We start from the raw sequence: 12,672 nt of genomic DNA, 5'->3' as shown, positions 1-12,672 counted from the left end.
GTGGGTCATGGGTCGGCAAGGCGGGAGGTGGGAAGGTCGACGGCATGGACCTGCCCGTAGTCCCGACGAGGATCGTGTGCGCGCCGATGGCCGGTGGGCCGTCGACGCCGGAACTGGCCGCCGCGGTCAGCGGCGCCGGTGGTCTCGGCGCCCTCGCCGCCGGCTACCTGAGCGCCGGGCGGTTCGCCGAGGACATCGCGCGGACGCGTGAGCTGACGGACCGCCCGTTCGCCGTCAACCTGTTCGTCGGTGGTTCGGCGAGGCCCGGCGGGCTGCTCGCGTCACGCGGGGTCCCGTCACGCGAGATCTCCTCACCGACGCCGTCACCCGGTACGCCGTCACTCGGTACGCCGTCACCCGAGGCCCGCGCGGGGGTAGCCGACGCCGGACCGGAATCCGGCGTCGGCGAGCCGGTCGGGGCGCGGGGCGTCGCGGCGTACGCGCGCCGGCTGGGTCCGCTCGCGGCACGTCTCGAGGTGAGCCCGGGTGAGCCGTGGCCGGCCGGCGAGGCGGACGACGACGGGTTCGCGGCCAAGCTCGAGGTGGTGCTCGCCGCCCGGCCCGCGCTCGTCAGCTTCGCCTTCGGCCTGCCGTCGCCGGAGACGGTCGCGCGCTGCCATGGCGCCGGGATCGCGGTCGCGGTGACGGTCACCGACGAGCGGCAGGCGCTGGCCGCGACGGCCATCGGCGCGGACGCCCTGGTCGCGCAGGGCTGGGAGGCCGGCGGGCACCGCGGCGGCATCGACCCGGACGACGTCGAGGGCGGCGAGGTACGGCTGCCGCTGCTGCCGCTGCTGGCCCGGGTGCGTGCCGCGGTGGACCTGCCGGTGCTCGCCGCGGGTGGGATCGCGGACGGCGCGGGGGTGGCGGCGGTGCTCGCGGCCGGCGCGTGGGCGGCGGTCGTCGGCAGCGCCTTCCTGCGCACCCCCGAGGCCGGCACGTCACTGGTGCACCGGGAGGCGCTGGGCAGCGGGCGGCGCACGGTGGTCAGCCGCGCGTTCACCGGCCGTCTCGCGCGTGGCCTCGACAACGCCTTCACCCGGGAGCACGGCCCGCACGCGCCAGCGGCGTATCCGCAGGTCCACCGGCTCACCGCGCCGCTGCGGGCCGAGGCGCGCCGGCGTTCGGACCCGGAGTTGGTGAACCTGTGGGCGGGGGAGACCGCGTCGCTCAGCCGCGCCGCGCCGGCCGCCGACCTGGTCGCGGCGTGGCACGCCGAGGCGCGGGAGGCGCTGAGGTCGGCGGCCGGTCTGCTCGGACCGGTCGGCGCGGCACGCTGACCGCGCCGTGGGGCCCGTCCGGCGCGCGCCCGCCTCGCTGACCGCGCCGGCTCACGACGTGGGCTCGACCTGGGCGAGGAAGCGGTTGGCGATGGCCTGCTTCGGGTAGCCGGCCGGGTCCTTGACGCATTCCGGGCACCAGTGGCCGGCGGCGAGGATCAGCCGGGGGCTGCCCAGGAACTCGTGCCCCTGGGCGCAGCGCCACCGCAGCCGCGTCGCGATGTCTCCTGGCACCAGGGCTTCGGACAGCAGCTGGCCGCCGCGGAAGTCCGCGACGCCGGCGAGGTCGTCCCGGTTCCACCGCGCTGGTTGCTTGGTCTCGTCGTAGCCGTGGTCGAGGAGGCGCTGGGTGGGATCCGGCGCCGGGGGCTGGAAGGTGGACCAGTCGCCGATGGCGCGCCACTCGGCGTGGGAGCCGAAGTAGGCGCGGATCCGCGCGTCGTCGTTGTCGCGGATCCAGGCCATGGTCCCCCTGGGCTGGCGGGTGAGCGGGCCGACCACGAGGTTCTTCACGACCGCCGCCGGAACCTTCCCGGCCAGGCGCACCGCGCGCGGGGAGGCGCGTACCGCGCGGGCCAGCGCCTCGTCGACGGTGTCGCGCCGGAACGGGACGAGCCGCTCCAGATCGTCCGAGTCGGTGTACCACTGGCCGTGGAAGTTGCGGATGGCGAACCAGTTGCGCTCGTACCAGCGCCGGACGTCCCGCACGCCGAGCGCGCCGGCCAGGCGGACCTGGAACTCCCAGTTGGTCAGCCTCCAGGCCTCGCCGCCGCCGATGTTGTAGACGCGGCCCCAGAACTCGTCGGGCACCCCGTCCTCGCAGAGGTTGGCGAGCAGGCGAGCCGAGTCCTCGGCCGAGACCCACTCCATCACCCCGCCGCAGGGCACGTGGGTCATGATGGCGTCGCGGATCTGGAGGAGCCCGGGGTGGAAGATGCCCGTCTGGCGCAGCCACGCCCAGCGCGGCAGCCGGGACTCCACCAGGGCACGCTCGGCGGTGATCTTGGTTTGGCCGTACTCGTCGAACTGGGAGACCCGCAGCGGGTCGCCGACCCGGCCCCAGTGATGCGGAGGATTGCGGTCGCCGGTCTGCGCGACCGATCCGATCATGACCACGCCGATCGCCGCGGGGTCGGCCTGCGCCCGCACCGCCCTGATGATGTTCCGGGCGCTGTCGACGTTCACGCGGCGCGCGAGCGCCGGATGGTCGTCGGCCTGCGGGGAGACGACGGCGCCGACATGCAGGACGTGGTCGCTGCCGCGTACGCAGGCCTCGACGACGCTGTAGTCCGTCAGGTCGCCCCAGACGACCCGCAGGTTCGGCATGCCGCTGAACTCGCCGATGGCGGCTCGGTCGCGCCGGGTGGGCAGTACCAGCGCGACGACGTCGAACCGGTCGGCGCGAGCGGCGAACTCGCGCAGCACGCAACGACCCCAGTTCCCGGTCGCCCCCGTGAGGAACACCCGCCGTCTCCCGCTCACGCCCGCCAGCTTCCCAGGTTCGACAGGCCAGGCGCATAAAACCCCAGGTCATCACCTGTGTCCGGATCTGGCGCGCCGTAGCTAGGACAAGAGGTGTTACGGGCGGCAGGGCGGGCATGTCGTGAGCAGGCCGGCGACAGGACGACGAGGTCCGGACGTACGAAGGACACGACGAAGCCCGAGGAGGAAACGATGAGGTTGCTACGACGGCTCCGCAATGAGGTCCGGCGTGACGCGAACGCGGCCGACCGGTCGGCGGCACGGGGTCTGCGGCGACTGCGCCGGCGGCCGCGGACCCGCTCGACGACGAGCGCCCGCTACTGACCGACCACGACGCCGGCCGGATCTGCCGCCCGCCCCCCGCACCGCGGGGGGCGGGCGGCGGCCGTTTCGGGCGAGAGCGAACGTAGCCCGGCCACGGCGGCAGCTTTCGTCCGGCCAGCATGCGCTCAACCTGCGCGCATGATCGTAAGATGCCCGCGGAAATGGCTCGATGGGCAGCCAGCCTCCGCACCATTCCCACGAGCAATCGGTGATCATCCCTGTCGCGCACCGCTTTGAACCGAGGGCGAACCATGCGGCCGCGGCGCTGATGCCGCTGTTCTCCTTCTTCCTGCCGTGTCGCTCTCCGGCTCCTCGCCGTGGCCCGGGCCGCTCGCCGCGGGACTCGCCGTGAACGCGGCGGGACCGGCCGCCGGGCGCACGTGGGCCTCACCCCTCGCCGGCCGGGATCGCCTCGTAGTAGGGGACGCGGATCGCGCCGTCGGGGAGGTCGGCGGTCAGGGGCGCCATCATCGGGTGGATGACGTCGGGGGCGATGGTGACGTCGAGGCAGGCGGACCGGCCGCTCTCCCGTGCCCGTCGCAGGGCCGGCCCGACCTGGTCGAGGTCGGTGACGCGTTCGGCGTGCAGGCCCATGGCCGCGGCGATGTGGTCGTAGCGGGTGTCGGGGAGCTCGACGGCGACGCTGGTCTTCTCGCCGTAGATGGCCTGCTGGCCGTGCAGCGACATGCCCCAGGACAGGTTGTTGTAGACGACCGTCGTCACGGGCAGCTGGTGGCGGGCCATCGTGTCGAACTCCTGGAGGTGGAAGCCGACGCCGCCGTCGCCGGTGACGAGCACGACCTGGGCGCCGGGGCGGGCGCACTGCGCGCCGATCGCGAAGCCCTGGCCGACGCCGAGGCCGCCCATCATGCCGAGGCCGAACCAGGACCGCGGCCGGTGGGCGCGGGCGAAGAAGCTGATCCAGCCGGCGGTCTCGCCGCCGTCGAAGACGACGACCGCGTCGTCCTCGAGCGCGCCGGTCAGCTCCCGGGCCACGTGGTAGGGATGCAGCCGCCCGCTGGGCGTGACCGTGGGCGCGTCGGCGAACATCATCGCGTGCGCGCCGACGGCGGCCCGGGTGGCGGCGTTCCAGGCGTCCCAGCCGGGCAGTTCGTCGGCGACGGTGGCCAGGGCGTGGATCGTCTCGCCGACGTCGGCGACCACCGACAGCTCGACCTCACCGACGCGGCCCGGTTCCACCCCGTCGACGTCGACGTGGATGACCGGCGTGCCCGGCGGGATCATCGAGCCGGTCCGGGCGCCGAGCGAGATGCCGCGCCGCGCGCCCAGGAGCACGAACAGGTCGGGGCGTTCGGCGAGGAACGGCAGCGCCGCGAGCGCGCCGGACCCGCCCAGGGCGCACGGATGGCCAGGGGAGAGCTGCCCATGGCCCCAGGACGTCGTGACCACCGGGAAGCGCACCCGGTCGAGCAGCGCCTCCAGCGCCGGGCGGGTGCCCGGGCTGAGCGCGGCGCCACCGCCGAGGATGAACACGGGCCGGCGCGACGCGCGCAACAGCTCCACCATCCGCCGGACGGCCGCGCGGGCCGGGGCGGGCGGCGTCGGCATCGTCAGCGACGGCTTCGTCGCGACCGCCTCGTCGATCTGCCGGTACATGACGTCGATCGGGATGTCGAGCACGGCCGGGCCGGGCACGCCGGTGGTCGCGTGCCGCACGGCGAGGGCGACCAGGTCGGGCAGACGCGCGGCGGTCGTGGCCCGGTGCGCCCACTTGGCGACCGTGCGGGCGGCCGCGACCTGGTCGAGGCCGCCTTGGAGGACGTTGAGTTCCGCCTCGCGCAGCGGCGGCGAGCTGGTGAGCAGCAGGACCGGGATCCGGTCGATGAAGGCGTTGGCGAGCGCGGCGTAGGCGTTGGTGAAGCCGGGGCCGGAGGTGGCGAAGGCGACGCCGAGGCCGCCGGTCGCGCGGGCGTAACCCTCGGCGGCGTTGCCGGCGGCCGCCTCGTGCCGGGTGTCGACGAGAGTGACGCCGAGCCGGTCGAGCGCGGTCAGCAGCGGGTCGAGGTGGCCGCCGTGGACGCCGAAGGCGTGCGTCACCCCCAGGTCGACGAGGGTACGGGCGACCAGCTCGCCACCGGTGATCATGCCCACGGGCTTCTCCTATCTGACTGCTGGCGGTGCCGGCTGGCCGCGCCACGACCGGCGGGGCTGGGTATGCGCGGCGCGGCGTGGCGTGGCGTGGCGCGATGGTCGTTCCGGCCGAGGACGACGCGGGGGCCGGCTCCTGACGGGGCGCGGAGGTCTGCCGGAGGAAACGGCTCGCGCGGTGGGCCGGTCAGGTGGGCAGGCCGGTCACGCGGGAGACGCCGACGGTCTGACGACGACCTTGCGGCCCGCGTCGCCCGACAGCAGGCGGGCGAAGGCGGCGTCGAGGCCGTCGAGGCCGACGGCGGTGGCGCGCAGCGCGTCGGGGTCGAGCTGCCCGCTGGCGACCAGCGCGGCCGCGGCGCGGAACTCGCCGCGCCGGTAGTAGACGGCGAACCGCACCTCAAGCTCCTTGAGCAGGGCGGTGAGGGGAAGGATCGGGTCTGGCTTCATGCATACGCCGGCCACCACCACCCGGCCGTGCACCGCGGCGGCGTCGAGGGCCGTCTGGATCAGGTTCGGCGCGCCGACGCACTCGACGACCACGTCGAAGCCCGTGGGCGGCGCCCCGTCCGCCGGGTCGTGCGTCCCGGTCGCGCCGAACGCGGCGGCGCCGTCCCGGCGCGGCGCGGCCGGGTCGCTCACGACGACCTCGACGGCGCCGAGCCTGCGGGCCCAGACGGTGACGGCCGTGCCGACCGAACCACCGCCCAGGACGAGGACCCGGTCTCCCGGCCGGATCCCGGCCGTGACGGCGGCGTGCAGCCCGACGGCGAGCGGTTCGACGGCGGCGCCGACGTCGCCGACGGACGTCGGGAGTGCCACCGCGAGGTTGGCGTCGACCCGGACCAGCTCGGCGAACGCGCCGGCGGCGCCGCCGACGCCGAGCAGGTCAGCCCGTTCGCAGTGGGCCGGCTCGTCGGCCAGGCACCAGCGGCAGCGCCCGCAGGCGCGTACCGGCATCGCGGCGACGAACTGGCCCTCGCGCCAGGTCTCGCGTGCCCGTGTGCCGGCGGCGACCACCTCGCCGCAGAACTCGTGGCCGAGCACCGAGCCCGCCGGCAGCGCGGAGTACGACTTGAGGTCGGACCCGCAGATGCCGCAGGCCCCGACCGCCACGACGAGTTCGTCCGGGCCGGGGGTCGGGTCGTCCACGGTGACGACCTCGAAGTGGTGATCGGCGGTGAGAGCGGCGACACGCATCGGTAGCACTCCACGAAAGGGCGCCCGCGGAAGGCGGCGAGGGAAGGCGGTAGGGCGGCGGGTCCGGAGACGCCCGGCCAGGGAGCGCGCGCCGGCGGACGGCGGTCCCGCGCCGGCAGTGGCAGGCCAGAGGTGGGCGCGGCCCGAGCTTTCCGGGGTCAGGACCTGGCGCCCCGGAACTCCCGGAGTCAGGACATGGCGGGGCCTGGCGCCGTGAGCCGTTCGATCGCGGCGATCATGTCGGGGTAGCGCCTGGTCCGCGCGCCGCCGTCGACGCCGTACAGGCCGCCGCTGACGAACGACGCCTGGTCGGAGGCGAGGAAGTAGACGAGGCTCGCGACCTCTTCCGGCTCGGCGAAGCGGCCGAGCGGGGTGTTGTCGACGAACTCCTCGACGAGGCCCGGCAGGCTCCACATGGGGCCGGTGGCCGCGGTCCGGACCAGGCCGGGCGCCACCGCGTTCACCCGGATGCCGTGGCGGCCGAGTTCGAGGGCCGCGACCTCGGTCAGGGCGACGACGCCGGCCTTGGCGGCGCAGTAGGCGCCCATGCCGCGGCCGGGCTGCACGGCGTTGAGGCTCGCGAGCGTGACGATCGCGCCGCCATGGCCGGCGTCGCGCAGGGCGCGGGCGGCGTGCTTGACGGTCAGGAACGCGCCGTGCAGGCACAGGTCAACGACCCGTCGCCACTCGGCGAAGTCGTGGTCGGCTATCTGCGCGTTCGAGCCGCCTCCGGCGTTGGCGACCACGGCGTCCAGGCGGCCGAACCGGGAGCCGGCCAGGTCGACGAGCGAGGCCACGTCGTCCTCGACGGTCACGTCGCAGCGAGCCGCGGCGAAGGCGTCTGGGCCGAGCTCGGCCGTAAGCGCGGCAAGGCCCGCCTCGTCGACGTCGCCGCCGACGACCCGCCAGCCCTGGGCGACGAAGTGCCGCGCGACGGCCCGCCCGATGCCGTTCGCGGCTCCGGTGACGACACCCACCTGGCCCGGCGGCGTCGCGCTGGGCACCTCCAGGCCGGCCGACGACGGTAAGCGGTCAGAGGCATCGCGCGCCGCGGCTGCCATCGGCGTCTCCTCGGTGAGTGGCGGACTGACGTGGTGGGCACCGCGGGGATCCCGCGCCGGTCGAACCGGACCTGCCCGTCGTTTGACCCTCGCAGGATGCGATGCCCAAATCAACGGTGGCATTATGCAAACGCCTGGCGGGTGGGTCGGTTATCGTCGGGGCGCCATGACCAGACCCTCACCGCAGACCGAGCGGCTCCTCGACCTGGTGGACCTGCTCGCGGCCCGTCCCGGCGACGGCTACACGCTGGCCGACATCGCCCGCGCCGTCGGCGTCGACAAGGCGACCATCCATCCGATGGTGGTCGCGCTCGCGCGCCGCGGCTGGCTGCTGCGCCATCCGCGCCGGCACACCTACCGGCTGGGCCCCGCGCTCGTCGCGGCCGGCCGCGCGGCGGCCCGCGGCCACCCGGTGGTGGAGGCCGCCCGGCCGGTCGTGCGCGAGATCGCCGAGGCCACCGGGCTGATGTGTCTCGCGCTGGTCGCCGGCGCCATCCCGGGAGAGCACGACGACCTGCTCGTCGCGGAGATCGGCCGGCCGGCGGCGCGGGGCGCGGCCGGCCCCGCGGCCGAGCATGCGCTCACCGCCTACAACGGCCTGCGCCTGGGCCAGCGGATATCTCCCCAGCCACCGCTCGGCGCGGTCTGCGTCGCCTGGGCGGATGACGCCGCCGTCGAGCGGTGGCTGGCGCGGCTCGGGCCGGACCGGCCACCGGACGCGCTGGCCCGGGTGACGCCGGGCCTGGCCGGCGTCCGCTCGCGCGGCTGGGCGCTCGAGGTCGAGAACCGGATGCGCGAGCGGCTCGGCACGCTGGCCGCCGAGCTCGGCGAGGACCAGCGCCACGCGGAGCAGGCCGCGACGCTTCGGCGGGTGATCGGCGAGATCGGCGGCATGTTCGACCTGGCGGACACCCTGCCGGCGACGATCGACCCGGCCGCCGGCTACCGCGCGTCCGCGGTCAACGCCCCGGTCTTCGACTCCGACGGCACGGTCGTCGTCATCCTGTGCCTGGTCTGCGCGGCCGGCGACGGAATGCCCGCGCGCGCCGGCGCCGAGATCCTCGCACTCGGGGAACGCGTGCGCCGCGCCGCCGACGCCCTGACCGCCGCGACCCACGGCCGTCCGCCGGCCTCGCGCCAGCCCTGAGCGCGGTGGCGCTCGCGCCCCGGCCTTGCGCGGCCGGGGTTCGCGAGGTGGACCGCGGGTCAGGAAGAACTAGAACGCGATTGCACCCGGTCGACGCCGTGAGCGGGCATGCCTGCGGCTGAGGCATTCCTATCGCTTGACGTTCTTGAAACCTGATTCTAGGTTTTGGGATGAGGGGAGCTGCGCTCCTTCGACAGGCGGCACGGCGACGTGGGATGAGGAGCTGGCATGGTGGTGGCAGGGCTGCGTGCCTTCGACGCGGACAATCACTACTACGAGACGTTGGACGCGTTCACCCGTCATATCGAGCCCGAGTTCGCCAGGCGCTGCATGCAGTGGGCGCAGGTGGACGGCAGGACGCGGCTGCTGGTCGGCGGCAAGGTGAACCGGTTCCTGCCGAACCCGACGTTCTCCGCGCTGGCCAAGCCGGGTGCGTTGGAGCAGTACTTCCGGGGTGAGGTCGGCGGCCCGGTGGTCAAGTTGTTCGGCGAGCTGGCGCCCCCGCGGCCCGAGTACCAGAACCGGGACGCGCGGCTGCGGGTGATGGACGAGCTGGGGCTGGACGGGGCGTTCTTCTTCCCGACGCTGGGTGTCGGCATGGAGCGGGCGCTGAAGGACGACCTGCCGGCGGCGCGGGCGGCGTTTCGGGCGTTCAACCGGTGGCTCGACGAGGACTGGGGGTTCGCCTACCAGAACAAGATCTTCGCGGCGCCGTACGTGTCGCTGTCGGACCCGGCCGCGGCGGTCACCGAGCTGCGCTGGGCGCTGGACCGGGGTGCGCGCATTCTGGTGATGCGCGCCGGGCCGGTGCTCACCGAGCAGGGCCTGAAGTCGCCGGCGGACCGGATGTTCGACGAGTTCTGGGCGTTGGCGAACGAGTCGGGCGTGGTGTGCGCCTACCACGGCGGCGACGACGTGTACGCGGAGCTGATCGGCTGGTGGAGCGAGAGCGACGAGACCGAGGCGTTCCGGATGACCCCGTTGCGCGCCCTGCTGTCGGCGACGGGGGTCGCCGACACGTTCGCGGCGCTGCTGGCGCAGGGCACCCTGCGCCGCCATCCGAACCTGCGGTTCGCGGCGATCGAGACCGGCTCGGACTGGGTGACCCCGCTGTTCAAGCGGCTGAAGAAGTCGTTCGTGCAGAACCCGGCGGCGTGGGCCGAGGACCCGCGTGAGACGTTCCGCCGGCAGGTGTGGGTCTCGCCGTTCCACGAGAACGACCTCGACGAGCTCAAGACGCTGATCGGCGCCGACCGGATCCTGCTGGGCTCCGACTGGCCGCACGTCGAGGGCCTGGCCGACCCGCTGGCGTTCACCAAGGACCTCGAGTCCGCCGGCTACACCGACGCCGAGATCCAGCTGGTGATGCACGACAACGCGCAGGCACTGATCGGCGCCTGAGACCCTGGCCCGGCGGGTCTCGTGCTCCCCGTTCCCGCCGCCTGAAGGGGGAGGCAGGGACGGGGGAAGGCCGAGGCCCGGCGCACGCCGTAACCGCGAGGCCGTTCCGTGGTCGCTCCGGTGCGCGTGGGGCGGTGACGACCCGGCCGGGCCCGCCGGCGGCCGGGCTTGCGGGCAAACCCGAAAAAACGGGTCGACATGGTCGATTGTCGCCCTTAGCATGACGCGAAACCGCGAGGAGTGGAGACCGGAGATGACAGCCCCGCGCCCCCGTCACCGCGACGCGGCCCGTCGGGCCGCGCTGCCGGTCGGGCGCATGCTGCACCGGTTCACGCTGGCATCCATCGCCGCCCGCGGTTAGGCCCGGCGGCGTCTCGCCACAACCGCCGTATCGACGCGCGCCCCGTCCCGGCTTCGGCCGGGGGGTTTCCGCGTCCCGTCCGCCTGACCGCGGGCTCCCACGTGTCCATTGATCACGAACACGTTCTGGGAGAACCCGCGATGACACCGGCACGCACCGACCACACCGGCCTGGCACGGCTTCGCACCATCGGCATCATGGCCCACATCGACGCCGGCAAGACCACCATGACCGAGCGGATCCTGTTCTACACCGGCACCACCCACAAGATGGGCGAGGTCCACGACGGCACGACGGTCATGGACACCACCGCGCAGGAACGGGACCGAGGCATCACGATCACCGCGGCGGCGACCCGCTGTGAATGGCGTGACCACACCATCCAGATCATCGACACCCCCGGCCACGTGGATTTCACCGTGGAGGTGGAACGGTCGCTGCGGGTTCTCGACGGCTGCGTCACCGCCTACGACGGGGTCGCCGGTGTCGAACCGCAGACCGAGAACGTGTGGCGGCAGGCCGACAGGTACCACGTACCGCGCATCTGCTTCGTCAACAAGATGGACCGGGTCGGCGCCAACCTCTTCCGCTGCGTCGAGATGATGGTCGACCGGCTCGGCGTCACCCCGCTGGTGACGCAGTTGCCGATCGGCGTCGGGCCGGACTTCGCCGGCGTCGTCGACCTGGTGGAGATGACCGCGCTGACCTGGCCCGGCGACGACCTCGTCGTCGGCGAGATCCCGGCCCGGCTACGGGAGGAGGCCCGCCACCACCGGGAACAGCTGCTGGAGGCCCTGGCCGCGGTGGACGACACGGTGCTGGAGCGCTATCTCGCCGGCGCCGACCTGACGGCCGCCGAGATCAACGCCGGCATCCGCCGCGCCACGATCTCCGGCGCGGCCAACCCGGTGCTGTGCGGGTCCGCGTTCAAGAACAAGGGGGTGCAGCCACTGCTGGACGCGATCGTCGACTACCTGCCGAGCCCGCTGGACGTACCGCCGGTACCTGGCACGACCTTGGACGGACGGCCCGCCGTGGAACGTCCGTGCGCGCCGGACCAGCCGTTCACCGCGCTCGCGTTCAAGGTGCAGGTCGACCGGCACCTCGGCAGGCTCACGTATCTCAGGCTCTATTCCGGGCAGGTGACCGGAGGCACTCAGGTGATGAACACGACCCGGGACCGGAAGGAAAGGATCGGCAAGATCTACCAGATGCACGCCGACCGCCGCACCGAACGGGCGACGGCGACAGCCGGTGAGATCGTCGCCGTGCAGGGCCTCAGGCACACGACGACCGGCGACACCCTGTGCGACCCGGCGCATCAGGTGCTGCTGGAGTCCATGACGTTCCCGGAACCGGTGCTCGCGGTCGCGGTCGAGCCCAGGAGCAAGGCCGACGCCGACGGGCTCTCGGCGACGATCGCGAATCTCGCCGCCGAGGACCCGACGTTCCGGGCCCACCGGGATCCGGAGACCGGGCAGACCATTCTGTCCGGCATGGGCGAGCTGCACCTGCAGGTACTGGTCGAGCGGATGCGCGCCGAGTTCGGCGTCGAGGTCACCACCGGCGCCCCGCGGGTGTCGTACCGGGAGACCATCGGCCGGGCCGTGGAACAGGTGACATACATGCACAAGAAACAGGACGGAGGGCGCGGGCAGTATGCGAAGGTCGTCCTCAACCTGCTGCCGCTGCCACGTTCCAGCCCGGACGATCCGACGTACGAGTTCCACAACCTCGTCACGGGGGGCGCGGTGCCGAAGGAGTACATCCCGGCCGTCGAGGCTGGCGTCGGCGACGCGATGCAGGCCGGAGTGCTGACCGGCCATCCAGTCGTCGGGGTTCGGGTGGAGCTCGTCGACGGGCAGTACCACGAGAAGGACTCGTCCGACCTGGCGTTCCGCGCCGCCGCCGCCATGGCGTTCAGGATCGCGGTCCGCCAGGCCAGCCCGGTGCTGCTCGAGCCGGTGATGTCCGTCGAGGTCGTGACGCCACCGGAGTACCTGGGTGACGTCGTCGGCGACCTCGTCGCCCGCCGGGGCACCGTCCGCGCCCTGGACGAACGTCGCGGCGCCCGGATGGTCTGGGCCGCCGTTCCCCTGGCGGAGATGTTCGGTTACGTCGGTGTCCTGCGTTCCCGCACCCAGGGCAGGGCGACGTATTCGATGCCCTTCGACCGTCACGGCGAAGCCCCGGCTCACGTCACCCGTGAGGCCGTGGCGAGGTTCGTCGGCTAGGAACCCGACGGACCAGGCGAAGCACCGTCGTGCCGCCGGGCCGGTCGTGGCGGGGGCGGGGCGGGCCCGGCGG

Annotated in this window: 9 protein-coding genes; 5 read left to right on the top strand and 4 right to left on the bottom strand. The window is 73.7% G+C overall.

All coding sequences use genetic code 11. The features are described 5' to 3' along the window. The first annotated feature begins 44 nt into the window (after positions 1-44). Positions 45-1,280, top strand: coding sequence for a nitronate monooxygenase (locus I6A81_RS21865; RefSeq protein WP_238428082.1), 1,236 nt, complete (start codon positions 45-47; stop codon positions 1,278-1,280). 51 nt (positions 1,281-1,331) lie between these two features. Here I6A81_RS21865 and I6A81_RS21860 read toward each other — a convergent pair whose 3' ends face one another. After that, positions 1,332-2,762 carry an NAD-dependent epimerase/dehydratase family protein gene (locus I6A81_RS21860; RefSeq protein ID WP_202999134.1) on the bottom strand — a complete coding sequence of 477 codons (1,431 nt, stop codon included), beginning with the start codon at positions 2,760-2,762 and terminating at the stop codon, positions 1,332-1,334. 192 nt (positions 2,763-2,954) lie between these two features. Between I6A81_RS21860 and I6A81_RS45030 the strand changes: the two genes are divergently transcribed. After that, the gene (locus I6A81_RS45030; RefSeq protein ID WP_285222729.1) at positions 2,955-3,086 is read left to right on the top strand and encodes a hypothetical protein; all 132 of its coding nucleotides are present in this window, start codon (positions 2,955-2,957) and stop codon (positions 3,084-3,086) included. 387 nt (positions 3,087-3,473) lie between these two features. On the opposite strand, the gene I6A81_RS21855 is transcribed toward I6A81_RS45030, so the two are convergent. From I6A81_RS21855 to I6A81_RS21845, 3 genes are all read right to left on the bottom strand, one after another. Then, the gene (locus I6A81_RS21855) at positions 3,474-5,192 is read right to left on the bottom strand and encodes a thiamine pyrophosphate-binding protein (protein WP_238428097.1); all 1,719 of its coding nucleotides are present in this window, start codon (positions 5,190-5,192) and stop codon (positions 3,474-3,476) included. A gap of 207 nt (positions 5,193-5,399) precedes the next feature. Further along, the gene (locus I6A81_RS21850; protein WP_202999130.1) at positions 5,400-6,395 is read right to left on the bottom strand and encodes a zinc-dependent alcohol dehydrogenase; all 996 of its coding nucleotides are present in this window, start codon (positions 6,393-6,395) and stop codon (positions 5,400-5,402) included. Between the two features lie 188 nt (positions 6,396-6,583). Next, a complete protein-coding gene (locus I6A81_RS21845; RefSeq protein WP_202999127.1) occupies positions 6,584-7,456 on the bottom strand; it encodes an SDR family NAD(P)-dependent oxidoreductase in 873 nt (290 codons plus the stop codon). Positions 7,457-7,622: 166 nt separating this feature from the next. Here I6A81_RS21845 and I6A81_RS21840 point away from each other — a divergent pair, with 166 nt between their 5' ends. The 3 genes from I6A81_RS21840 to fusA all read left to right on the top strand — a co-directional run bounded on the left by I6A81_RS21840 (position 7,623) and on the right by fusA (position 12,599). Then, the gene (locus tag I6A81_RS21840) at positions 7,623-8,603 is read left to right on the top strand and encodes a helix-turn-helix domain-containing protein (protein ID WP_202999125.1); all 981 of its coding nucleotides are present in this window, start codon (positions 7,623-7,625) and stop codon (positions 8,601-8,603) included. Between the two features lie 228 nt (positions 8,604-8,831). After that, a complete protein-coding gene (locus I6A81_RS21835; RefSeq protein ID WP_202999123.1) occupies positions 8,832-10,004 on the top strand; it encodes an amidohydrolase family protein in 1,173 nt (390 codons plus the stop codon). Positions 10,005-10,505: 501 nt separating this feature from the next. Further along, on the top strand, positions 10,506-12,599 hold the full coding sequence (fusA, locus tag I6A81_RS21830; RefSeq protein WP_202999121.1) for an elongation factor G: 2,094 nt from the start codon (positions 10,506-10,508) through the stop codon (positions 12,597-12,599). Positions 12,600-12,672 lie beyond the last annotated feature (73 nt).

Source organism: Frankia nepalensis, assembly GCF_016786325.1.
Taxonomy (GTDB): Bacteria; Actinomycetota; Actinomycetes; order Frankiales; family Frankiaceae; genus Pseudofrankia; species Pseudofrankia nepalensis.
Note: the sequence above shows the minus strand (reverse complement) of the source record. Positions and strands in the feature narration are given on the sequence as shown.